This window comes from Mycolicibacterium elephantis DSM 44368, from assembly GCF_004014805.1.
GTDB lineage: Bacteria > Actinomycetota > Actinomycetes > Mycobacteriales > Mycobacteriaceae > Mycobacterium > Mycobacterium elephantis.
This window is the reverse complement of record NZ_ATDN01000006.1, coordinates 116,442-138,572: the sequence shown is the minus strand read 5'-3', so window position 1 is coordinate 138,572 and position 22,131 is coordinate 116,442. Positions and strand designations below refer to the sequence as shown.

Annotated in this window: 20 protein-coding genes and 1 pseudogene; 14 read left to right on the top strand and 7 right to left on the bottom strand. The window is 69.4% G+C overall.

Annotation, left to right across the window (positions count from 1 at the left end; translation table 11 throughout):
• Positions 1-2: 2 nt before the first annotated feature.
• Positions 3-1,118, bottom strand: a complete 1,116-nt coding sequence (locus tag MELE44368_RS06385; protein WP_128107731.1) for a PDR/VanB family oxidoreductase — start codon at positions 1,116-1,118, stop codon at positions 3-5.
• Positions 1,118-2,032: a metal-dependent hydrolase gene (locus MELE44368_RS06380; RefSeq protein WP_128107730.1), complete on the bottom strand. Its 915-nt coding sequence runs from the start codon at positions 2,030-2,032 to the stop codon at positions 1,118-1,120. The genes MELE44368_RS06385 and MELE44368_RS06380 overlap by 1 nt, the downstream gene beginning before the upstream one ends.
• 93 nt (positions 2,033-2,125) lie before the next feature.
• Here MELE44368_RS06380 and MELE44368_RS06375 point away from each other — a divergent pair, with 93 nt between their 5' ends.
• The gene (locus MELE44368_RS06375; protein WP_128107729.1) at positions 2,126-2,971 is read left to right on the top strand and encodes a lysophospholipid acyltransferase family protein; all 846 of its coding nucleotides are present in this window, start codon (positions 2,126-2,128) and stop codon (positions 2,969-2,971) included.
• A gap of 3 nt (positions 2,972-2,974) precedes the next feature.
• Positions 2,975-3,409, top strand: coding sequence for an SRPBCC family protein (locus MELE44368_RS06370; protein ID WP_128107728.1), 435 nt, complete (start codon positions 2,975-2,977; stop codon positions 3,407-3,409).
• Positions 3,410-3,418: 9 nt separating this feature from the next.
• Here MELE44368_RS06370 and MELE44368_RS06365 read toward each other — a convergent pair whose 3' ends face one another.
• Both MELE44368_RS06365 and malQ read right to left on the bottom strand, forming a co-directional pair.
• Positions 3,419-3,847 carry a hypothetical protein gene (locus tag MELE44368_RS06365; protein ID WP_064892016.1) on the bottom strand — a complete coding sequence of 143 codons (429 nt, stop codon included), beginning with the start codon at positions 3,845-3,847 and terminating at the stop codon, positions 3,419-3,421.
• A 79-nt stretch (positions 3,848-3,926) separates the two neighbouring features.
• Complete coding sequence (gene malQ / locus MELE44368_RS06360) at positions 3,927-6,080, bottom strand: 4-alpha-glucanotransferase (RefSeq protein ID WP_128107727.1); 2,154 nt, start codon at positions 6,078-6,080, stop codon at positions 3,927-3,929.
• 140 nt (positions 6,081-6,220) lie between these two features.
• Here malQ and MELE44368_RS06355 point away from each other — a divergent pair, with 140 nt between their 5' ends.
• A complete protein-coding gene (locus MELE44368_RS06355; RefSeq protein ID WP_128107726.1) occupies positions 6,221-7,420 on the top strand; it encodes an MFS transporter in 1,200 nt (399 codons plus the stop codon).
• On the opposite strand, the gene MELE44368_RS06350 is transcribed toward MELE44368_RS06355, so the two are convergent.
• Entirely contained in the window at positions 7,389-7,712 is a 324-nt protein-coding gene (locus MELE44368_RS06350) for a DMT family transporter (protein ID WP_164890035.1), read from the bottom strand. The genes MELE44368_RS06355 and MELE44368_RS06350 overlap by 32 nt on opposite strands.
• Positions 7,712-8,053 carry a DMT family transporter gene (locus MELE44368_RS06345; protein ID WP_128107724.1) on the bottom strand — a complete coding sequence of 114 codons (342 nt, stop codon included), beginning with the start codon at positions 8,051-8,053 and terminating at the stop codon, positions 7,712-7,714. The genes MELE44368_RS06350 and MELE44368_RS06345 overlap by 1 nt, the downstream gene beginning before the upstream one ends.
• Positions 8,054-8,188: 135 nt before the next feature.
• Between MELE44368_RS06345 and MELE44368_RS06340 the strand changes: the two genes are divergently transcribed.
• The 7 genes and pseudogenes from MELE44368_RS06340 (at position 8,189) to MELE44368_RS06315 (ending at position 14,484) form a co-directional block, all read left to right on the top strand.
• Positions 8,189-9,745: a carboxylesterase/lipase family protein gene (locus tag MELE44368_RS06340; protein WP_128107723.1), complete on the top strand. Its 1,557-nt coding sequence runs from the start codon at positions 8,189-8,191 to the stop codon at positions 9,743-9,745.
• A gap of 71 nt (positions 9,746-9,816) precedes the next feature.
• Complete coding sequence (locus tag MELE44368_RS06335) at positions 9,817-10,722, top strand: sterol desaturase family protein (protein ID WP_128107750.1); 906 nt, start codon at positions 9,817-9,819, stop codon at positions 10,720-10,722.
• 214 nt (positions 10,723-10,936) lie between these two features.
• A complete protein-coding gene (locus tag MELE44368_RS06330; protein ID WP_128107722.1) occupies positions 10,937-11,599 on the top strand; it encodes an Rv1815 family serine proteinase in 663 nt (220 codons plus the stop codon).
• Between the two features lie 57 nt (positions 11,600-11,656).
• Complete coding sequence (locus MELE44368_RS06325; RefSeq protein WP_128107721.1) at positions 11,657-11,995, top strand: ArsR/SmtB family transcription factor; 339 nt, start codon at positions 11,657-11,659, stop codon at positions 11,993-11,995.
• Positions 11,992-12,630: an SRPBCC family protein gene (locus MELE44368_RS06320; protein WP_128107720.1), complete on the top strand. Its 639-nt coding sequence runs from the start codon at positions 11,992-11,994 to the stop codon at positions 12,628-12,630. The genes MELE44368_RS06325 and MELE44368_RS06320 overlap by 4 nt, the downstream gene beginning before the upstream one ends.
• A 50-nt stretch (positions 12,631-12,680) precedes the next feature.
• Positions 12,681-12,982: pseudogene (locus MELE44368_RS26865) on the top strand (hypothetical protein).
• Complete coding sequence (locus MELE44368_RS06315; protein ID WP_206613703.1) at positions 12,979-14,484, top strand: FAD-binding protein; 1,506 nt, start codon at positions 12,979-12,981, stop codon at positions 14,482-14,484. Before MELE44368_RS26865 ends, MELE44368_RS06315 begins: the two are co-directional and overlap by 4 nt.
• Here MELE44368_RS06315 and MELE44368_RS06310 read toward each other — a convergent pair.
• The gene (locus MELE44368_RS06310) at positions 14,481-16,403 is read right to left on the bottom strand and encodes an ABC transporter ATP-binding protein/permease (RefSeq protein WP_128107718.1); all 1,923 of its coding nucleotides are present in this window, start codon (positions 16,401-16,403) and stop codon (positions 14,481-14,483) included. The two genes, MELE44368_RS06315 and MELE44368_RS06310, sit on opposite strands and share 4 nt — an antisense overlap.
• Before the next feature lie 104 nt (positions 16,404-16,507).
• On the opposite strand from MELE44368_RS06310, the gene MELE44368_RS06305 reads away from it, so the two are divergent.
• The 4 genes from MELE44368_RS06305 to MELE44368_RS06290 all read left to right on the top strand — a co-directional run bounded on the left by MELE44368_RS06305 (position 16,508) and on the right by MELE44368_RS06290 (position 22,116).
• On the top strand, positions 16,508-18,151 hold the full coding sequence (locus tag MELE44368_RS06305) for an acetolactate synthase (protein ID WP_128107717.1): 1,644 nt from the start codon (positions 16,508-16,510) through the stop codon (positions 18,149-18,151).
• A 75-nt stretch (positions 18,152-18,226) separates the two neighbouring features.
• Positions 18,227-20,548 (top strand): accessory Sec system translocase SecA2, encoded by a 2,322-nt coding sequence (gene secA2 / locus MELE44368_RS06300; RefSeq protein WP_128107749.1) that lies wholly within the window; start codon positions 18,227-18,229, stop codon positions 20,546-20,548.
• A 9-nt stretch (positions 20,549-20,557) separates the two neighbouring features.
• On the top strand, positions 20,558-21,193 hold the full coding sequence (locus tag MELE44368_RS06295; RefSeq protein WP_128107716.1) for a CDP-alcohol phosphatidyltransferase family protein: 636 nt from the start codon (positions 20,558-20,560) through the stop codon (positions 21,191-21,193).
• A complete protein-coding gene (locus tag MELE44368_RS06290; RefSeq protein ID WP_128107715.1) occupies positions 21,190-22,116 on the top strand; it encodes a DUF881 domain-containing protein in 927 nt (308 codons plus the stop codon). The genes MELE44368_RS06295 and MELE44368_RS06290 overlap by 4 nt, the downstream gene beginning before the upstream one ends.
• Positions 22,117-22,131 lie beyond the last annotated feature (15 nt).

Here is a 22,131-nt window from a genome sequence, read left to right as displayed (position 1 = left end):
GCCTACAGGTCGAGCGTCAGATCCGAACCCTCGGTGCCGCGCGACACACAGATCAGCATCATCCCCGCGTCGCGTTCGGGGTCGGTGAGCAGCGTGTCGCGATGCTCGACGCTGCCGTCGGCCACCGCGAGCACCCGGGTGCGGCAGGTTCCGCAGAACCCCTGCTGACACGAGTACCGGGCGTGTACACCTGCGCGGTTCAGCGCGGCCAGCAGCGTCTCGTCGGCGCCGACGCGTACGGAGTCGCCCGTCGAGGCCGGCGTCACCGAGAACTCCCTGCCGTCGACGACGGGCGGCGCCGCGAACCGCTCGAAGTGCAGTTCGACATCGTCGCGGCCGACCAGCTCGGCGCGAATCGCGGTCAGCATCGGGGCTGGGCCGCACGCGTAGACCGCGGTCCCGGCCGTGCAGTCGCCGAGTAGGTCCCCGGCGCTCGGCAGCCCGCTGCGGTCGTCGGTGCGCACGGTGATCTTGTCGCCGAACCCTGCGATCTCGTCGAGGAACGGCAGGCTGTCGGGGGTGCGTCCGGCGTACACCATCGACCAGTCCACGCCGAGGCGCTCGGCCAGGCCCAGCATCGGCAGGATCGGGGTGATCCCGATGCCGCCGGCGATGAACCGGAAGCGCCGCGTCGGCGAACCGTAGCCGGGCACGGTCAGCGGGAACGCGTTGCGCGGCCCGTGCGTGGTGACGACGGCGCCCGGGTGCAGGGTGTCGTGCACCTCGACGGATCCGCCGCCGCCGTCGGGGATGCGCCGCACCGCGATGCGGTAGGTGTGCGCGTCGGCGGGATCCCCGCACAGCGAGTACTGCCGGATCAGACCGCTGGGCAGGTGCAGGTCGATGTGGGCGCCGGGGTGCCAGCGGGGCAGCGCGTCGCCGTCGGCGCCGACGAAGGACACGGCGACGACGTCCTGATCACGCGCGACGACCCGGCGTTCGGCGACCTTCAGCGCGATGGTGCGGTCGGCGGCCGGGGGCGCGGCGGCATTGCGGAGCCGTCCCGAGACGGCCCACATCCCGCTGATCGCGGCGTCGGCCACTCGCAACGACAGATCGTGGCGCATCCGGCCGAAGGCACTGGGCGGCGTCTGCCGGAGTCTGTCGAAAAGTCCCATCAAATGTGGGCCGCGCGGGCGGCGGGGGATTTGGCGAGGTAGGCGACCGCCTGCGCCGTCGAGCCCATCTCCTCGGGGGAGAACCCCGGCCGGAAGTACATCAGCGTGTTGGACCCGAACAACTTGCGGTACTTGGGCAACAGACCCAGCTTGGAGTCGCGCATCCGCAGCAGGTTGAACCTCCACCAGCCGATGTCCAGGTTGGGGTCGTTACGCATCAGGTACCAGGCGGCGCGCTGGAAGAACACGAAGATCATCACCACCGCGGTCGACATGGCGCGGATCCGGTCCAGATAGCTGTCGTGGAAATACACGGCCACGTCATGGGCGACGTTGCGGTGCTCGACCTCTTCGCTGCCGTGCCAGCGGAACAGGTCGACCATGGTCGGGTCGGCGTTGTGGTCGTCCCACGCGCAGTTGAGTGCGAAGTCGCCCATCACCGCGGTGTAGTGCTCGATCGCCGCGATCAGCCACAGCCGGTCGCACAGCTGGTTGAGCCGGCGTTTGGGGTCGGTGGAAGTGCTTGGGGCCAGCATCTTTTCGAACACATACTCGATCTGGTCGAGGATCGGTTTGGGATCGATGCCGTTGACCACCATGTACTCGTGCAGGACCTGCTCGTGCACGTCGGCGTGGGTGGCCTCCTGGCCGATGAACCCGCGCATGTCGTCGGCCAGGTGTGGATCGCTCACCAGCGGCAACGCCTCGTTGAAGGTGTCGACGAACCACCGTTCGGCGGCCGGCAGCACCACGTTGAGCAGGCTCACCACGTTGGAGGCCACCGGATGGCCGGGTATCCAGTGCAGCGGAATGCCGTCGACGTCGAAGTGCACCTTGCGGGCCTGAATCTGCACGGGGCCCGGGTCGATCTCGCGGTCGAAACGGCGTGGACGCAGTGCCGAATTTCGCTTCATCGCGGCCTCCCTTCGAGACAGCCTTGCAGGGAGTCTAGCCAGTATGTGGGAACGCAGGTTTCACCCGCGGCGGGCCGGTCAATACGTTTCGGCATGGCGGGCGTCGACGACGTGCTCGAATGGGTCAAGCATCAAGTGACAACCCGGGTTCCGAGGGCCGACCTGGACCAGCGCGACCCGGACTACATCCGTGAACAACTCCCCGGTCTGTGGCTGGTCGCGTCGCTGTACTTCCGCGCCGACGTGCGCGGGCTGGACCGCATCCCCGCCGAGGGTCCGGTGCTGCTGGTGGGAAACCACAGCGGCGGCAACGTCCCGCCGGACACGTTCGTGTTCAGTTTGGCGTTCTGCTCCTACTTCGGGGTGGAGCGGCCGTTCTACCAGCTCGCACACAACCTCGTGGTGTCCGCGCCGCCGCTGGCGTCACTGCGCAAGTTCGGCACCGTGGCCGCCAACCACGAAAACGCCCAGCTGGCACTGAAATCGGGGGCGGCGCTGCTGGTCTATCCCGGCGGCGACTACGAGGTGTTCCGGCCGTCGTGGGAGCGCAACCGGGTCGATTTCGGCGGGCGCAAAGGCTATGTCCAGCTGGCCCGCGAGGCCGGCGTGCCCATCGTTCCGGTCGCGAGCGTCGGCGGCCAGGAAAGCGTGCTCTTTCTCAGCCGCGGCCAGTGGCTGGCCAGACTTCTGCGGGTGGACAAGATGTTTCGGCTCAAGAGTGTGCCGATCGCGATCGCCCCGCCGTGGGGGCTGGTGATCGGCGACCTCGCCGGGCACATCCCGCTGCCCGCCAAGATCGTCGTCGAGGCACAGGAACCGATCACGGCCGAGGAGGTGCGCGGCGCCGACGACGACGTCATCCACGACAAGCTCATCGGCAGCCTGCAGGCAGCCGTGGACCGGTTGGCCGCCGAACGCCGCTTCCCGGTGATCGGCTGATCGATGCGGCTGCAACGGCATTGCGTCATCGATGCCAACCGCGACGAGGTGTGGCGGGTGGTCAGCGACCCCGCCTGTTATCCGCGGTTCATGGCCAGCCTGCAGCGCTGGGAGACCGTGACCGACGCACCGCCCGGAGTGGGTGCGCGATACACCGTGCACTGGAAGATCGGTTCGGTGCCGATCGGCGGCTCGGTGGAGGTCGTCGAGTTCGACCAGCCGCGCGAACTGGCGTGGATCGGGATCACCGGCGTGTCCCAACGGGGCCGGTTCCGGTTGCGTGAGACCGCTGACGGCGCCACCAAGGTGAACTTCCGGCTGTCCTACGAGTCGGCGGGCAACCTGCTCGGGCTGATCGCCGACCGCGTCGCCGCCGGGCAGGTGAGCCGCAACATGGGCCAGACCCTGAAGAACCTCAAGCGGATGGTCGAGACCTGACGCTCGCCGTCACGCAGGTGGCGGCGGTGGCGGCGGCGCCATGCCCGCGCCGGGGGCGCCCTGGTTCGGCACGACCGGGGTCGGCGTGACGGTGGTGACGCCGTTGGCGCCCACCCTGGGCCCGCCCGAGGGGCCCATCTGCTCGAGGCGGTCGGCGGCGGCCTGGCTGCAGTCCAGCATCAGCAGGATGCGGCCCCGCGACGTCACCTTCTGGGTGTCCACGAGGCAGTCGGACTGGCGCAGCACGCTGCCGAACGAGCCGCCGAAGTAACCCTTGTAACCCTGGGCCTGGAGGATCTTGAGCGCCTTGTTGTACGGCTCGCCGACGACATTGAGGGTCGACGACGCCGCCGGCTGGGACATGGCGATGCCCGCCCCGACCAGGGCCGCCCCGCCGGCGGCCACCAGCCCACCGCTGAGCACAACGAGCTTGTTCACGTGATCTCTCCTAAGTCGGTGGCGGTGCGAACATATCGCAGTCGTGACAATTGGGAAACCGGAGCAAACCCGTTTCGCGTTACATCGGCGGCTCGACCGCGGCCCGCATGATGTCGGCGAGCGCGGCCGCGCGGGTGTCGGTGAACACGTCTTCCACCAGCCGTTTCCGCCCGTCGGGGCCGGTCAGCGGAACACGCCAGTTGGGATATTCGTCGGTGGTGCCCGGCTGGTTCTGGGTGCGCCGGTCGCCGACCGCGTCGGCCAGCGACAGCGCCAGCAGCCGCGACGGGGTGCGGCCCAGATAGCGGTGCAGCGCGGTGACGACCTCGTCGACGTCGGGCGCCTCGCCAGGGGATTCGCCGAGCAGCCCGACGCGGCGTAGCTCGTCGAGCCAGGCCGCCTGCTGGCGGCGGTCGGCGGCCAACTCCTCCTCGGCGGGCCGGGTCAGCATCCCCAGTCGTTCGCGCAGCCGGACATGCTCGCCGGCCAGGTAGCCCGCGGTCGGCGGCAGGTCGTGGGTGGTGACGGCCGACAGGCAGTACTCCCGCCAGCGTTCGGCGGGCCGCGGCCGGTTGTCCTCGGGGCCGTCGCGGTCCATCTCGAACCACAGGATCGACGTGCCGAACAGGCCGCGCCGGCTCAGATAGTCCCGCACCCACGGTTCGACAGTGCCGAGGTCCTCGCCGACCACGACGGCTCCGGCGCGGTGCGCCTCCAACGCGACGACGCCGATCATCGCCTCGTGGTCGTAGCGCACGTACGTGCCTTCGGTGGGCGCCGCGCCCTTGGGAATCCACCACAACCGGAACAACCCGATGATGTGGTCGATGCGGACGCCGCCCGCGTGCCGCAGCACGGCGTTGACCAGCGCGCGAAACGGCCGGTAGGCGTGCTTCCCGAGTTGGTCGGGCCGCCACGGCGGCTGCGACCAGTCCTGGCCGAGTTGGTTGAACTCGTCGGGCGGCGCACCGGCGGTGACCCCCAGCGCCAGCACGTCCTGCAACGCCCACGCGTCGGCCCCGTTCGGGTCCACGCCGACGGCGAGGTCGTGCATGAGGCCCAGGCTCATGCCGACCCGCAGCGCCGTGGCCTGCGCGGCGCTGAGCTGATCGTCGAGCTGCCACTGCAGCCAGCGGTGAAAGTCGACCGCGGCGGCGTGCTCGGCGGCGAACTCGGCCACCTCGGGGTTGGCCGGATGCTGAAGTTCGTGCGGCCAGTTGTGCCAGTCGTTGCCGTGCTTTTCGGCCAGCGCGCACCAGATCGCGAAGTCGTCGAGGCTGCGGCCCTCGCGTTTTCGGTATGCGGTGTAGGCGAGCTCCCGGCCCGCGGACCGCTCGACGCGGTACACCGCCTGCAGGGCGGCGCGTTTGGCCCGCCACGCGGCGTCACGGTCGATCAACTCGGAGCGATCGGCCTGGGTCTGCACCCGCTCGCGGGCCTTGCGGCTGCGACCACGGCCGCGCAGATAGGCGTACTCGGGAATCGCCTCCGGCCGCAGGTAGATCGGGTTGACGAACCGCCGCGAGGTCGGCAGGTACGGTGACGGCTCCATCGGGGCGGTCGGCGCGGCGGCGTGCAGCGGGTTGACCAGAAGAAAACCCGCCCCGTGTTCGGCCGCCGACCACACCGCCAGGTCCGTCATGTCCGTCAGATCGCCGATGCCCCAAGACTTCTGCGAGCGCACGCTGTACAGCTGCACGGCCAGCCCCCAGCTGCGTCCGGTGTCCAGCCGCGGCGGCGGCGCGAGCGACGCCGGGGTGACGATCACGGCGGTGCTGACCTCGTCGGCGCCGAGTTGCAGATGCAGCTCGTGGTAGCCGAGCGGCAGATCGGGCGGCAACTCGAAACTGGCTTCTCCGATCAGTAGGCCGTCGAGATCGTATGGCGCCCTGTTGTTTTCCAGTTGACGCAGCCCGGTGCGGGTGGTGCCGTGCTCGAGCCGGAGCCACACGCGCGCCGGGTCGCCGTGGGTGACGTGAACCCAGAACGACGACGGGGTTCCGGCGCGGGTCACGATGGTCGGGGGCAGCGGACGGGCCCAGTACGCGCGGTCGTGTGCGGCCAGCGCCGCCTCGCGGTGGTGTTCGGTGCCGGCCTGCACGCCCAGCGCGTCGAGCACGGCGATCAGCGTCGTATCGGCGACCCGGACGCGCTGACCGGTCCAGTCCTCGTACTCGGTGGCGACCCCGTAGCGCCGCGCCAACTCGACCAGCGACTGCGGCAGGCCCGTCATGCGGTCAATCTTGCCTGTTGCACTTTCCCATGGCACCCATGGCAGACCATCACGACCGAGGTGTACCCGCGGGCACGTGGCGGCATTCGCCCGATCTCGCGGGACCGTAGCGCGCCCGGGTGATCGGTAGGGTGCCAAACATGGCGCCCGACCCGCTGCACGCGGCCACGGCGCAGAACCGGCGGGCCCGCGCCGCCGTCGCGGTGCTGTTCTTGACCAACGGCGCCGTCTTCGCCAACCTGCTGCCGCGCTATCCGGAGATCAAGGCCGACCTGGCGCTGTCCAACGCGGTCTACGGCGCGGCGGTCGCCGCCTTCTCCGCGGGCGCGCTGGTGGCCGGGCTGACCGCCGCGGCGCTGATCCGCCGGTTCCGCTCGTCGCGGGTGACCGTCGTCGGCACCGTCGGGATCGCCACGTTCGTCCTGCTTGCCGGGGTGGCCCCGTCCGCCGCGCTGCTGGCGGGTGCGCTGTTCGTCGCGGGCGCGTGCGACGCGGTCACCGACGTCGCGCAGAACGCGCACGGGCTGCGCGTGCAACGCAACTACGGCCGCTCGATCATCAACTCGTTTCACGCGGTGTGGGCGGCCGGCGCGATCCTCGGCGGCATGACCGGTGCGGCCGCCATCGCGCTGGACATCTCCCGGGCCGTGCACCTGGGCGCCGCGGCGGTCGTGCTCAGCGCGGTGGTCATCGCCGCCTACCCCTGTCTGCTGCCCGGTCCCGACCACGACGACCACCCGGCGGCGCGCACCGGGGGCGGGGGAACAGCGGGCGTCGCGGTGTATGCGACGCTGCTCGCGCTGGTGCTCATCGCGGTGGCGGGGGCAACCATCGAGGACGCCGGAAGTTCCTGGGCCACACTGTATCTGCGCGACAGCCTGGGCGCGCCAGGGCCACTGGCGGCGTTCGGATACGTCGCGTTGGTCGGCGCCATGTTCGTCGGGCGGCTGATCGGGGACCGGTGTGTCGACAGGTTCGGTGAACGGGCGGTGGTCCGTGCCGGCGGGTTCATCGCCGCGGCGGGGATGGGCGCCGCGTTGGCCGTGCCGTCCGTGCCCGGCACCATCGCCGGGTTCGGGGCCGCGGGTTTCGGCGTGGCCACGCTGATTCCGTCGGCCATGCACGGCGCCGACCAGCTGCCGGGACTGCGTCCGGGCACCGGGCTGACGGCGGTGACCTGGCTGATGCGGCTGGGTTTCTTCGGGGCGCCGCTGCTGGTCGGGCTGGTCGCCGACGCGGCCAGCCTGCGGGTCGGGCTGCTCGGCGTGCCGATCGCGGGGCTGTTGGTGGTGCTGCTGGCGGGTGCGCTCAGTGCGCGACGCCGGCCATCTCGATCGTGAGCACACCGGCGACGATGAGCGCGATACCCAACAACATCGTCAGGGTCAGCGGTTCGCGGAACACCCCGCGGGCGATCAGCGCCACCAGCGCCACCCCGCACGCGGTCCACACCCCGTAGGCCACGCCCACCGGCATGCCCAGCGACAGCGTGATCCACAGCAGATAGAACGACGCCAGGTAGCCGAGGACCACCGGCGCGATCCAGGCCCGCTTGCGGAACCCCTCCGATGCCCGCAGCGACATCGTCGCGAACACCTCGAAGCCGATCGCGCCCGCCAGCGCCATCCACATCACGGCGCGTCCGCCGCGGTCGCGCGCTCCGATCCGAACTCGACCAGCAGCACCCCGGCGATGATCAACCCGATGCCCGCGACGATCGGCCACGTGAACGGGTCGCCGAAGATGGCGGCCGCCAGCGCCGCGGTGCCCGCGGTGCCCAGTGCACCCCAGATGCCGTAGGCCACCCCGACGGCCATGCCGGTGCGCAGCACCAGCGTCAACAGGCTGAACGCCGTGAGGTATCCGACGATCACGACCGCCAACCACGCCGAGTGGTCGTGGGAGGCACGTAATGACAGTGTGGCGGCGATCTCCGCGATGACCGCCGCGCCAAGCAGCACCCAGTTCCGCACGCGAACAAATTAGCCGACCTACGCCCGAAGGCCGTCGAACCGAACGCCCAAATGCACCTTTGGGCGCGAAAAGGGGGTGAAATGCGCCCAAATGTCCGTCTGGGCGGTGGTGAACCCGCGGGTAACCTGATCCGCATGACGGCCGACGCGGAGCACGCAACCGGACACACACTCGTCGTCGACACCACCAACGGACCCGTGCGCGGTATCGACGACGGCACGGTGAAGTCCTGGAAGGCCATCCCGTACGCCGCCGCGCCGACCGGCGAGCTGCGCTGGCGGGCGCCCGAACCGCCGCAGCCGTGGACCGAGCCGCGTGACGCCACCAGGGTGGGCCCGGTCTGCCCGCAACCGACCGACCCGAGAATTCCGCTCGACCTGGGTGCGCCGCAGGGCGACGACTGCCTGACGCTCAACGTGTGGGCGTCCTCGGACACCGAGGCCGGCGCCGCAAAGCCGGTGATGGTCTGGGTCCACGGCGGCGCGTACATCATCGGCTCATCGGCACAGCCGCTGTATCACGGGCGCACGCTGGCCGGCTCGGGCGACGCGATCATCGTCACGATCAACTACCGGCTCGGCGGTCTCGGGTTCCTGGACCTGTCGTCGTTCGGCGACCGGTTCGCCACCAACGTCGGCGTCCGCGACGTGCTCTTCGCGCTGCGCTGGGTCCGCGACAACATCGCGGCGTTCGGGGGAGATCCCGACCGCGTCACGGTGTTCGGCGAATCCGCGGGCGCCGGCATCGTGACCACCCTGCTGGCCAGCCCGGCCGCGGCCGGACTGTTCAGCGCGGCCGTCGCGCAGAGCTCCCCGGCGACCTCGATCTATGACCGCGAGCGCGCCGGCCGCGTCGCCAACCAGTTCCTCGACACGCTCGACATGCGCACCGACGAGACGCATCACCTGCCGTCGGTTCCCATCTCCGTCGTCAACGCCGCGGCCCAGCGGGTGTTCGACGCCGTCCCGTCGGCGACGCCGGGCACGCTGGCGTTCGCCCCGATCATCGACGGCGACATCGTGCCCGCACACCCGGTCGAGCTGGCCCGCCAGGGCCGCACCCACCCGGTCCCGCTGATCATCGGCACCAACAAGCACGAGGCCGCGCTGTTCCGCTGGATGAAGTCGCCGCTGATGCCGGTCACCCCGCAGGCCATTCGCGCCATGTTCGCGGCCATCGCCGCCGAACAGCCCGGGCTGCAGCTGCCGAGCGAGGCGCAGATCCGGGCGGCCTACCGCGGCCGCCCCAAGATCATCGGGTTGGGCGTCGCCCGCGATATCGGGTTCCGCATGCCGTCGATCTGGTTCGCGGAGGGCCACAGCGACGTCGCGCCCGTGTATCTGTACCGGTTCGACTTCGCCACCCCGATGCTGCGGCTGCTGCGGCTGGGCGCCGCCCACGCCACCGAGCTGCCCTATGTGTGGGGCAACCTCGTCGCGGGCCCGCGGGACCCCACGTTCAAGCTGGGCGGATTGAAGACGGGCCGGGCGGTCTCGGCGCGCATGCGCAGCCGCTGGTTGAACTTCGCCGTCGACGCCACCCCGGCGGATCGCCACGGCGGTCCGCACTGGCGCCCGTACCGCAAGGACGACCGGGCCACCCTGGTCATCGACGCCCAGGACACGGTGCTCGATGACCCGGACGCCGACGTGCGCTCGGCCTGGGGCGATCAGGTGCTCAGCTTCCGCTAGAACGTAGACTCTGCGGCGGAGGTGCTGACGTGGACTGGAGTCGGACTTTCGCGGACGTGCTGCCACCCCTGATGCACGACCCCGTGATGTTCGCGGTGCCGTTCTTCCTGTTGCTGCTGGCGATCGAATGGGCCGCGGCGCGCAAACTGGCGCACGAGGAGGGCCGGGCCGAGCGGCCACCGGCCGGTGCGTATTCCAGGCCCGACGCGTGGACCAGCGTCTCGATGGGCGCGGTGTCGGTCCTGACCAGCGGGGTGGTCAACTTCATCGCGCTGCTGGGCTACGCCGCGCTGTACGCATATGTGGCGCCGTGGCAGCTGCCCGCCAACGCCTGGTACACCTGGGTCATCGCGATCGTGGGCGTCGACCTGATGTATTACGTCTATCACCGCATCGCCCACCGGGTGCGGCTGATCTGGGCGACGCATCAGGCCCACCACTCCAGCCAGTACTTCAACTTCGCCACCGCGCTGCGCCAGAAGTGGAACATCAGCGGCGACGTGTTCCTGCGCGCCGTGCTGCCGCTGCTGGGCGTGCCGCCGTGGATGGTGTTCGCCAGCTTCTCGATCAACCTGATCTACCAGTTCTGGATTCACACCGAGCGCATCGGAAAACTCTGGGCGCCAATCGAGTTCATCTTCAACACGCCGTCGCACCACAGGGTGCACCACGGGATGGATCAGCAGTACCTGGACAAGAACTACGGGGGCATCTTCATCCTGTGGGACCGGCTGTTCGGCACCTTCCAGCCGGAGACCGCGCGTCCGCGCTACGGCCTGACCAAGCAGGTCGACACCTACAACATCTGGACGCTGCAGACCTACGAGTACATGGCGATCCTGCGCGACGTGCGCCAAGCCCGCCGGTGGCGCGACAAGCTCGGTTACGCGTTCGGCCCGCCCGGTTGGGAACCGGCCGAACGCCGGGTGCCCGAGGCACGCCGGGTGCAGGATCCGGCCGCCGAACTGCCCGCCTGATTCCACGCTTGCCGGACCCGTCTGAGCGGGTCCGTAACGTCTTCGTGATCTTGAGCGATTGCCAAGGGTAGGTGCCACCGTACGCGGTTGTCGCTGGTCGGGCGGATTACGAGTTTCCTCGCTCGGGTACAGGAGACCGCATGACGGCGGTACCGTTGTCACCCTGTTACTCGAGAGGATCGGTGCGGAAGTGCCCCGACGATGGTTTCGCGCGATGGCAGCGTTGGCCGCCCCGATCGTCGCGCTCGCAGTTCCAGCAGGACCCGTGGACGCCCAGCCCGGAGTGCAGGTCTACCCGGGTATGGAGATCCGCCAGGACAACAACGTCTGCACGCTGGGCTTCGTCGACCTGGCGGCGCGTGTGGCGTTCACCGCCGGACACTGCCGCGGTAGCGGCCAGGTCAGCGACCGCAGCGGTGCGTTCGTCGGCACCCAGGTGCAGTTCCGCGACAACACGCCCGACGGCGCCACCGTGGACAGCAACCATCCGATCACCGACTGGCAGATCATCGGGCTGGCCCCCGACGCGGTGGTCAACAACGTGCTGCCCGGCGGCCGGGTGCTGGTCTCGGATCCCGCCGTCGTGCCCACCCCCGGGCTGGCGGTCTGCCACTTCGGCGTCGTCACCGGGGAAAGCTGCGGCACCGTCGAGTCGGTCAACAACGGGTGGTTCACCATGTCCAACGGCGTCGTCAGCCAGAAGGGCGACTCCGGGGGGCCCGTCTACGTGATCACCCCGGACGGGCGCGCCGCGATCATCGGGATGTTCCACAGCACCTGGGGGCAGTTCCCCGCAGCGGTGTCGTGGCATGTGACCAGCCAGCAGGCCCGCGAGGACGTCATCTCGGCCGCATCGGCGAACGTCGCGACGCCGTAACCCTCCCCAGCATGATTAAGCATTGACTTATATAAGTCACTGCTTTATCTTGAAGGTGTGCACGCGTTCGACGTCCTGGGCGACCCGGTGCGCCGTCGCATCCTCGAGTTGCTTGCCGACGGCGAGATGTCGGCCGGCGCCATCGGATCGGCGATCCAAAACGAGTTCGCGATCACTCAGCCCGCGGTGTCGCAGCATCTGAAAGTCCTGCGCGACAACGGGTTCACGACAGTGCGGGCGGACGGTCAGCGGCGGCTGTATGCCGTTGACGGGGCGGGCTTGCGCGAGGTCGACGAATGGCTGGACGGGTTCCGCCGGTTCTGGACACCGCGGCTGGATGCGTTGGCGACCGAGATCGCGCGCGGCAAACGACAACGGCGAAGGAAGGCGACATGATCGACGTAGACGTCGAGTACCAAATCAACGCGGTGCAGCGGAAATTCGGTACCCGAACCATCGAGACCGGGCAGGCGCACGTCGCCACCATCAGCCAGTCCTACGACACCGACGCCGAAGATCTCTGGGATGCCGTCACCAACATCGAACGCATCCCGCGCTGGCTGATGCCGATTTCCGGCGACTTGCGGCTCGGTGGCTCCTATCAGCTGGAGGGGCAGGCCGGCGGCACGATCCTGACGTGCGACCCGCCGAAGAACTTCACCGCCACCTGGGAGTACGGCGGCGGCACCAGCTGGATCGATGTCAGCGTCAGCAGCGTAGGGCGGGGCCGGGCGCGACTGGTGATCGAGCACATCGCCCACGTCGACGACGACCTCGCCCGCATGTACGGACCCGGTGCCGTCGGGATGGGCTGGGATTCCATGGTGCTCGGCCTGGCGATCCATCTGCGCACCGGGAAGTCGGTCGACCCCGCCGCCGGACAGCAGTGGCTGGGCACCGACGACGGCCGGCGCTTTCTGGCGCTGTCCAGCGAGCGGTGGTGCGCAGCGAACGTGGCCGGCGGCGAAGACCCGGTGGCCGCGCGGGAGATGGCCGATCGCTGTCTCGCGGCCTACCTCGGCGAAGGCTGAACTAGAACGCGTTCTAGCCATCGGGGCGGCGCGAGGATATCCTCGACGCGATGCTTGCCCAGACACCTGTCCAGATTGCTTGGGTTACGCGGGACCTCGACGCCACCGAGGCAGCCCTGACCACGCTGCTGGGCGCCAAGAAGTGGATCCGCATGCCCGAGGTGCGCTTCGGGCCCGACGCCTGCACATTCCGTGGCCGGCCTGCGGATTTCGTCGCCTCGATCTCGCTCAGCTATGCCGGCGGTTCGCCTATGTGTCGGCCGCCGACGCCGGCGTGCCCTACCTCGAGATCGCCTATCTGCCCGACGAGATCAGGGCCTTCTTCGACTACGTGAAACAGGAGCAGCAGTGAGCGGACTGGACATTCCCGACACCGTCGACGCGGCCGATGTGACCGAGTGGTCCGACGAGGTCGACGTCCTCGTCGTCGGGTTCGGCATCGCCGGCGGCTGCGCGGCGGTCAGCGCGGCGGCCGAGGGGGCCTCGGTGCTGGTGCTGGAGAAGGCCGCCGCGGTCGGCGGCACCACCGCGATGGCCGGCGGGCACTTCTATCTCGGCGGCGGTACCGCCGTGCAGAAGGCCACCGGTCACGACGACAGCCCTGAGGAGATGTACAAGTACCTCGTCGCGGTGTCGCCGGATCCCGACCACGAGAAGATCCGCGCCTATTGCGACGGCAGCGTCGAGCACTTCGATTGGCTTGAGTCCCTTGGCTTTCAGTTCGAGCGCAGCTACTACCCGGGCAAGGTGGTGGTGCCGCCGGGCACCGAGGGGCTGTCCTATACCGGCAACGAGAAGGTGTGGCCGTTTCACGAGAAGGCCCGCCCCGCCCCGCGGGGGCACTCGGTGCCGGTGCCCGGTGAACTCGGCGGCGCCGCGATGGTCACCGACCTGCTGCTCAAGCGCGCCACCGAACTCGGCGTGCAGATCCGCTACGAGACCGGAGCGACCAACCTCGTCGTCGACGACGGAGCCGTGGTGGGTGTGCGCTGGAAGCACTTCGGCGAGACCGGCGCGGCCAAGGCCAAGGCCGTCGTCATCGCCGCGGGCGGGTTCGCGATGAACCCGGAGATGGTGGCCCAGCACACGCCCGCGCTCGGGACCAAGCGTCGCACCAAGCACCACGGTGAGGTGGAGCCCTACATTCTCGGCAACCCCAACGACGACGGGCTCGGGATCCGGCTGGGGGTGTCGGCGGGCGGTGTCGCCAAAAACCTTGACGGGCTGTTCATCACCGCGGCCGCCTATCCACCGGAGATTCTGCTCACCGGTGTGATCGTCAACAAGGACGGCAAGCGGTTCGTCCCCGAGGACTCCTACCATTCGCGCACCTCGGCGTTCGTGCTCGAGCAGCCCGAGCAGAGGGCCTATCTGATCGTGGACGAGGCGCACATGCAGATGCCCGAGATGCCGTTGATCAAGTTCATCGACGGCTGGGAGACCGTCGCGGAAATGGAAGAGGCGCTTGGCATTCCGCAGGGCAACTTGGCTGACACCCTCGAGCGGTACAACGCCCACGCTGCCCGCGGGGAGGACCCGGACTTTCATAAGCAGCCGGAATACCTTGCGGCCCAAGACAACGGGCCCTGGGCGGCGTTCGACCTGTCGCTGGGGGTCGCGATGTACTCCGGGTTCACCATGGGTGGGCTGGACGTGTCGGTCGACGGCGAGGTGCTGCGCGAGGACGGCACACCGGTGCCCGGGCTGTACGCGGCGGGCGCATGCGCATCCAACATCGCCCAGGACGGCAAAGGCTACGCCAGCGGAACCCAGCTGGGCGAGGGGTCGTTCTTCGGGCGGCGGGCGGGCGGACACGCAGCCAGGCGCGCGGGCAGGAGCGCCGCTCGCGCCTAGACGCGAGCCGGCTCGTCGCCCTGAACGCGGCCCAGCCGCCACTCGCCGTCGCCGAGCAGTTCGAGTTCGCGGGTGTGGTGCTGTTCCACGGTGCTGCGGTGGCTGACGCTGACCATGATGGTGTCCGGCAGCTCGGTGCGCACCAGATCGTAGAGCAGGAACTCCAAACCCTCGTCGAGCGCGGACGTGGACTCGTCGAGGAACACCGCTTTGGGTTTCGTCAGCAGGATGCGGGCGAACGCGATCCGCTGCTGTTCCCCGGGTGAGAGCACCTTGGCCCAGTCCTCCACCTCGTCGAGGCGGCCGGTGAGGTGCGACAACGCCACCTTGGTGAGCGTGTCGCGCAACGTGTCGTCGTCGATGGTGCCGACCTCGTTCGGATAGCTGACCACCGTACGCAGGTCACCGAGCGGCACGTAGGGAAGCTGCGAGAGGAACATGGTCTCGTTGGGTCCGCACGGCCGCGTCAACGCCCCCGACGTGAACGGCCACAGCTGCGCCAGGCTGCGCAGCAGCGTGGTCTTGCCGCTGCCGGACGGGCCCGTGATCACCAGGGTGTCACCGACTTCCAGCCGCATGTCGAGCGGTTTGATCAGTTGCTTGCCGTCGGGCGTGCGGACCTCGACGTCGGTGAGTTCCACGGTGCCGTCGACGCAGGGATTGGTGGTCAGCTCCGGCAGCGCCCGGCCCTCGTCGTTGGCGAGCACCAGACCGTGCAAGCGGATGATCGCCGCCCGGTACCCGGCGAACTGGTCGTAGGCGTTGCGGAAGAACGACAGGCCCTGCTCGATGTTGCCGAACGCCGCCGCGGTCTGTGTCATCGCGCCGAGCGTGATCTCGCCCGAAAGAAACCGCGGAAACTGCAGCAGATACGGCGGCACCACGATGATCTGGTCCATCGACAGGTTCCACCCGTAGAAGCCCATCATCCGGTTGATATAGCGCTTGTAGTTCGACACCACGGGCTCGAAGAGGCGGCGCAGCCCCGCGCGCTCGGCGAGTTCGCCGCGGTAGAAGGCCACCGCCTCCGACGCGTCGCGCAACCGCACCAGCGCGTACCGGAAGGCGGCGTTGTACTTCTCGTTGCGGAAGGACAGCCAGATGATGGGCCGCCCGATCCAGAACGCGAAGATCGACGCCAGCAGCACGTAGGCCAGCAGGATCCAGAACATCGCCTTGGGCAGGGCGATCCCGACCACCGGCAGCGTGAGCGTGCCGGACAGGTGCCACAGGATCGCGGTGAACGAAATCATCGACGCGACGGCGTTGACCGCGCCGAACAGCAGGGTGGCGGCCGACGTGTTGTTCGGGGTGTTCGGCAGCCCGCCCACGCCGGCGGTGAAGATGTCGATGTCCTGCTGGATACGCTGATCCGGGTTGTCGATCGTCTCGTCGATGAACCGACCGCGGTAGTAGGCCTTGTCGTCGAGCCAGTCACCGGTGAGGCGGTCGGTGAGCCACACCCGCCACGCCAGCATGAACCGCTGCGTCATGAACAGGTCGAGCATGATGCGCGCGACGTGCAGGACGGCCAGCAGCGCAAAGACCAGCATCGACATCCAGAAGCCGGCCTCGCCGGACTGCCTGACGTCTGCATCGCCGCTGCCCAGTCCCGCCGCCACGACCTGGAAGCTGGTCATCATGTCGCTGCCCTGGAAGGTGAACAGCACGGACAGCCGCACGCCGACGATCACCGACAAGAGCAGCGCCCCCAGCCAGAGCCAGACCTTGACGCTCTCCGGGCCCTTGAAGTAGCCGCCGGTGATCCGCCAGAACTGGCGGCCCCACGTGGTGAACCGCGCGATCAGCACCAGCATGACCAGCGTGGCGATCGCCGCGATCACCCAGGCCCGCGCGACCCAGATCAGCGACGTCCAGAGTTCGTGGCCCCAGTCCAGCGTTGGGACGAAACTTTCCATTCCGGCAAGGTACCTCTCCGAATCACCGCCGGCGCTTCAGAAACCCCCAAGCGTCGCTGATCGGCCGGGCCGGACGCCGGGCGCGCGGTGATTAAGCTCCCGGTATGAGTACCGACGCTGCGGCTTCCTCCTCGGTGAACGCCGGCCACCTGATCGCCCGGCGGCTGCGGGCCAGCGGTATCGACACGATCTTCACGCTCTCCGGTGGTCACCTGTTCTCGATCTACGACGGCTGCCGCGCCGAGAACATCCGGTTGATCGACACCCGCCACGAGCAGACCGCGGCGTTCGCCGCCGAAGGCTGGTCCAAGGTCACCCGCGTGCCCGGCGTCGCCGCGCTGACGGCCGGGCCCGGCGTCACCAACGGCATGAGCGCGATGGCCGCCGCACAGCAGAACCAGTCACCGCTGGTGGTGCTGGGCGGGCGGGCACCGGCGCTGCGGTGGGGCCAGGGCTCGCTGCAGGAGATCGACCACGTCCCGTTCGTGGCGCCGTTGGCCCGGTTCGCGGCGACCGCACAGTCGCCGGCAGATGTCGGGCCGCTCATCGACGAGGCGTTGCGCGCCTCGGTCGGTGCACCTTCGGGGGTGGCGTTCGTCGACTTCCCGATGGACCACGTGTTCAGCGAGGCCCCCGACGACGGCGCACCGGGCGCGCTGACCGAGTTGCCCGCGGCCGCGGACCCGGACGACGCCGCCGTCGACGCCGCGGTGAGGCTGCTGTCCGAGGCGCAGCGGCCCGTCATCATGGCGGGCACCAACGTCTGGTGGGGACATGCCGAAGCCGCGCTGCTGAAACTGGCTGAGACGCTGCGGATCCCGGTGCTGATGAACGGCATGGCCCGTGGCACCGTGCCCGCCGACCACGAGCTGGCGTTCTCCAGGGCTCGGTCAAAAGCGCTGGGGGAGGCCGACATCGCGCTGGTGATCGGGGTGCCGCTGGACTTCCGGCTCGGATTCGGCGGGGTGTTCGGCGCCCAGACCCGACTCGTCGCCGCCGACCGCGTCGCGCCGGAGCGGCCGCATCCGCGGGAGGTGGCGGCCGGGTTGTACGGCGACCTGGGCAAGATACTGGCCGCGCTGTCGGCGGCGACACCGGGCGATCACGCGGAGTGGCTCGACGGGCTGCGCGCGGTGGAGAACGCGGCGCGGCAGTCCGAGGCGGCCGAGCTCGGCGACGACCGCGCACCGCTTCATCCGATGCGGGTGTACGCCGAACTCAAGGCGCTGCTGGATCGCGACGCCATCGTGGTCATCGACGCGGGCGACTTCGGTTCGTACGCGGGCCGCGTCATCGACAGCTACGTGCCAGGGGCCTGGCTGGACAGCGGGCCGTTCGGCTGCCTGGGCTCCGGGCCGGGCTATGCGCTGGCGGCCAAGCTGGCGCGTCCGGACCGGCAGGTGGTGTTGCTGCAGGGCGACGGTGCGTTCGGGTTCTCCGGCATGGAATGGGACACGCTGGTCCGCCACGGTGTGCAGGTGGTGTCGGTGATCGGCAACAACGGCATCTGGGCGCTGGAGAAGCATCCGATGGAGATGCTCTACGGATATTCGGTGGTGGCCGATCTGCGCCCGGGCACCCGCTACGACCAGGTGGTCGCCGCGCTGGGCGGGCACGGCGAGCTGGTGTCGAAGCCCGCCGAGCTGCGGCCGGCGCTGCAGCGCGCGTTCGCGGCCGGGACGCCCGCGGTGGTCAATGTGCTGACCGATCCGACGGTGGCCTATCCGCGCCGCTCGAACCTGGCCTGAGCCCTCGAACCCCGGCGAGCGCGGGCACACCCGGAAAACCGGGACGCGTACCGTATTTGTGTGGCGAAGACCAAGATGCGCACCCCAGGTCGTATCAGCAATCGGTTCTGGAAACTGCTCGGCGCGAGCACCGAGCGAGACCAGGCGCAGTCGATGGCGCACGTGCGCAAGTCGACCGAGTTCGACGATCGGGCCGCCGCGCTCGACGACGAGCAACTGCGCAAGGCCGCAAAGCTGCTGAACCTCGAGGACCTGGCCGACTCGACCGACATCCCCCAGTTTCTGGCCATCGCCCGCGAGGCCGCCGAACGCACCACGTCGCTGCGCCCGTTCGATGTCCAGCTGCTCGGCGCGCTGCGGATGCTGGCAGGCGATGTGGTCGAGATGGCCACCGGTGAGGGCAAGACGCTGTCCGGGGCCATCGCCGCTGCCGGTTATGCGCTCGCAGGCCGGCACGTGCACGTCATCACGATCAACGACTACCTGGCGCGCCGTGACGCCGAATGGATGGGTCCGCTGCTGGAGGCGCTCGGGCTGACGGTCGGGTGGATCACCGAGAAGTCCACCGCAGAGGAGCGCCGCGCGGCCTACCGCTGCGACGTCACCTACGCCTCGGTCAACGAGATCGGCTTCGACGTGCTGCGCGACCAGCTCGTCACCGACGTCGAGGACCTGGTGTCGCCGAACCCCGATGTGGCGCTCATCGACGAGGCCGACTCCGTGCTCGTCGACGAGGCGCTGGTGCCGCTGGTGCTGGCCGGCACCACCCACCGGGAGACGCCGAAAGTCGAGATCATCAAGATGGTCGGCGAACTCACCGCGGGCGTCGACTACGACACCGACGAAGACAACCGCAACGTGCACCTCACCGAGGAGGGTGCGCGGCGCCTCGAATCCAGGCTCGGCGGGATCGACCTGTACTCCGAGGAGCACGTCGCCACCACGCTCACCGAGATCAACGTGGCGCTGCACGCCCACGTGCTGCTGCAGCGCGACGTGCACTACATCGTCCGCGACGACGCGGTGCACCTGATCAACGCCTCCCGCGGCCGCATCGCCCAGCTGCAGCGGTGGCCGGACGGCCTGCAGGCCGCCGTGGAGGCCAAGGAGGGCATCGAGACGACCGAAACGGGCGAGGTGCTCGACACCATCACCGTGCAGGCGCTGATCAACCGGTATCCGCGGGTGTGCGGAATGACCGGCACCGCCCTGGCCGCGGGCGAACAGCTGCGCCAGTTCTACAAACTCGGGGTCTCGCCGATCGCGCCGAACACCCCCAACATCCGCGAGGACGAGCCCGACCGGGTCTATGCGACGGTGGCCGCCAAGAACGACGCCATCGTCGAGCACATCAAGGAGGTGCACCAGACGGGCCGACCCGTGCTGGTCGGCACCCACGACGTCGCCGAATCCGAGGATCTGCATCGACGCCTGGTCAAGGCCGGGGTCGCCGCCGTCGTGCTCAACGCGAAGAACGACGCCGAGGAGGCCGCGGTCATCGCCGAGGCGGGCAAGCTCGGCAGCGTGACGGTGTCCACCCAGATGGCCGGTCGCGGCACCGACATCCGGCTCGGCGGGTCCGACGCCGAGGACCACTCGGCCAAGAAGAAGGAGGTGGCCGAACTCGGCGGGCTGCATGTCGTCGGCACCGGGCGGCACCACACCGAGCGGTTGGACAACCAGCTACGCGGCCGCGCCGGCCGCCAGGGCGATCCCGGATCGTCGGTGTTCTTCGCCAGCTGGGAGGACCCCGTCGTCGTCGCCCACCTCGACCCCAACAAGCTGCCGATGGACACCGACGACACCGGCCGCATCGTCAGCCCCAAAGCCGCCTCGCTGCTGGACAACGCCCAGCGCATCGCCGAGGGCCGGATGCTCGACATCCACGCCAACAACTGGCGCTACAACCAGCTGATCGCCCAGCAGCGAGCCATCATCGTCGAACGTCGGGATACGTTGCTGCGCACCGCGATCGCCCGCGAAGAACTCGAGGAGCGGTCCCCGAAACGCTACGCCGAGCTGGTCGAGGACCTCGGCGAGGAGAAACTGGAGAAGATCTGCCGGCTGATCATGCTGTACCACCTCGACCGCGGCTGGGCCGATCATCTGGCGTATCTGTCCGACATCCGCGAGAGCATCCACCTGCGCGCGCTGGGCAACCAGACCCCGATCGACGAGTTTCACCGGATGGCGGTGGACGCGTTCGCCTCGTTGGCGGCCGACGCGATCGAGGCGGCTCAGCAGACGTTCGAGACCGCGCCGTCGATCGAGGACGAGCCCGGCGTGGACCTGTCGAAACTGGCGCGGCCGACGTCGACGTGGACGTACATGGTCCACGACAATCCGCTCGCCGACGACTCGCTCTCCGCGCTGAGCCTGCCCGGGGTGTTCCGCTAGGTTTAGCCCATGACCGAGGGGCGCGGCCGGGCGCCTTCGCCGCCGGACAGCACAGGTCCTGCCCGCAACCGGGTGTTGACCGTTCCCAACGTGCTCAGCGCGCTGCGCCTGGCGTTGCTGCCGGTGTTTCTCTGGCTGCTGCTGGGCGCCGAGGCCAACGGGTGGGCGGTGGCCGTCCTGATGGTCAGCGGCGTCTCCGACTGGGCGGACGGCAAGATCGCGCGGCTCGTCGACAACCAGTCGTCGCGGCTGGGGGAGTATCTCGACCCCGCCGTGGACCGCATCTACATGCTGGTGGTTCCGGTGGCCATGGCGATCCACGGCTCGCTGCCGTGGTGGATCGTGGCGACCCTGGTCGGACGCGACGCCGTGCTGGCCGCGACGCTGCCGCTGCTGCGCAGCCGCGGGCTCACCGCGCTGCCGGTGACCTACATCGGTAAGGCGGCGACGTTCGCGTTGATGTCGGGTCTTCCGCTGATCCTGCTCGGCCAGTGGGACGCGCTGTGGAGCCGGGTGATTCTGGCCTGCGGCTGGGGGTTTCTGATCTGGGGCCTGGCGATGTATCTGTGGTCGGGGGTGCTGTACCTGATCCAGGTGGCGCTGGTGATACGGAGAATGCCGAAGGTCTCGAGGGTCCCGCAATGACGCAGAGCTTCCGCAAGACGCTCGGCGGATACGACCCGACCGCGGGGCGCAGCGCCCACGCCGCCGACAAGCCGACGCTGATACCGGTGCCGTCGCTGCTGCGGTCGTTGCTGACCGAGCACCTCGATCCCGGCTACGCGGCGGCGGCCGAGGCCAGAGCCGCGGGAGAGGCGGCGGGACGGCGCCGCCCACGGTGGCAGAACTGGGCATGGCAGTTGTGCGGTGTGCTGCTGATCGCTGTCGTGTTCGCGACCGCGGTGGCCCAGGCGCGCAGCACCGCCACCGGCGTGCGGGAGACCCAGCACGCCCTCGCCGGCAGCGTGCGCTCGGCCGAGGCGGCGACCACCGACCTCGCCGCCCGCCGCGACGCGCTGGCCGCGCAGGTCGACACCGAGCGGCGCAGTCGCCTCGAAGGCGGCGAGCGTGGCCAGCGGCTGCTGGGGCAGCTGGACCAAGCCGACTTCACCGCGGCCGCCACCCCCGTGATCGGTCCCGGCCTGACGATCACCGTCACCGACCCGGGCGTGTCGCAGAACCTCAGCGACGTGTCCAAGGAACGGGTGGCCGGCAGCCTGCAGGTCATTCTGGACCGCGACCTGCAGCTGGTGGTGAACTCGCTGTGGGCCGCGGGCGCGGAGGCGGTGTCGGTGGGAGGGGTGCGGGTCGGCCCGAACGTCACCGTCCGGCAGGCCGGCGGCGGCATTCTGGTGGACAATCAACCGATCGCCAGCCCATACGTCATCCTGGCCATCGGCCCGCCCAACGCGCTGAAGGACATCTTCGAGCGCAGCCCGGGGTTGCAACGCCTGCGGCTGCTGGAGATCTCCTACGGTGTGGGCGTGCAGGTGAGCGAATCGGACACCGTCACGCTGCCCGCCGGTTCGGTTCGAGAAGTCAACTTCGCCAAGCAGATTGGTCGATAACAACAATATGAAGCC

Bases quoted from the DNA above. Each gene is read 5' to 3' on its own strand.
- MELE44368_RS06305 (WP_128107717.1), top strand. From the start codon at position 16,508: ATGAGTACCGACGCTGCGGCTTCCTCCTCGGTGAACGCCGGCCACCTG.
- MELE44368_RS06320 (WP_128107720.1), top strand. From the start codon at position 11,992: ATGATCGACGTAGACGTCGAGTACCAAATCAACGCGGTGCAGCGGAAA.
- secA2 (WP_128107749.1), top strand. From the start codon at position 18,227: ATGCGCACCCCAGGTCGTATCAGCAATCGGTTCTGGAAACTGCTCGGC.
- MELE44368_RS06370 (WP_128107728.1), top strand. From the start codon at position 2,975: ATGCGGCTGCAACGGCATTGCGTCATCGATGCCAACCGCGACGAGGTG.
- MELE44368_RS06290 (WP_128107715.1), top strand. From the start codon at position 21,190: ATGACGCAGAGCTTCCGCAAGACGCTCGGCGGATACGACCCGACCGCG.
- MELE44368_RS06340 (WP_128107723.1), top strand. From the start codon at position 8,189: ATGACGGCCGACGCGGAGCACGCAACCGGACACACACTCGTCGTCGAC.
- MELE44368_RS06330 (WP_128107722.1), top strand. From the start codon at position 10,937: ATGGCAGCGTTGGCCGCCCCGATCGTCGCGCTCGCAGTTCCAGCAGGA.
- malQ (WP_128107727.1), bottom strand. From the start codon at position 6,080: ATGACGGGCCTGCCGCAGTCGCTGGTCGAGTTGGCGCGGCGCTACGGG.
- MELE44368_RS06385 (WP_128107731.1), bottom strand. From the start codon at position 1,118: ATGGGACTTTTCGACAGACTCCGGCAGACGCCGCCCAGTGCCTTCGGC.
- MELE44368_RS06310 (WP_128107718.1), bottom strand. From the start codon at position 16,403: ATGGAAAGTTTCGTCCCAACGCTGGACTGGGGCCACGAACTCTGGACG.
- MELE44368_RS06295 (WP_128107716.1), top strand. From the start codon at position 20,558: ATGACCGAGGGGCGCGGCCGGGCGCCTTCGCCGCCGGACAGCACAGGT.
- MELE44368_RS06350 (WP_164890035.1), bottom strand. From the start codon at position 7,712: ATGTGGATGGCGCTGGCGGGCGCGATCGGCTTCGAGGTGTTCGCGACG.
- MELE44368_RS06355 (WP_128107726.1), top strand. From the start codon at position 6,221: ATGGCGCCCGACCCGCTGCACGCGGCCACGGCGCAGAACCGGCGGGCC.
- MELE44368_RS06375 (WP_128107729.1), top strand. From the start codon at position 2,126: ATGGCGGGCGTCGACGACGTGCTCGAATGGGTCAAGCATCAAGTGACA.
- MELE44368_RS06335 (WP_128107750.1), top strand. From the start codon at position 9,817: ATGCACGACCCCGTGATGTTCGCGGTGCCGTTCTTCCTGTTGCTGCTG.
- MELE44368_RS06380 (WP_128107730.1), bottom strand. From the start codon at position 2,032: ATGAAGCGAAATTCGGCACTGCGTCCACGCCGTTTCGACCGCGAGATC.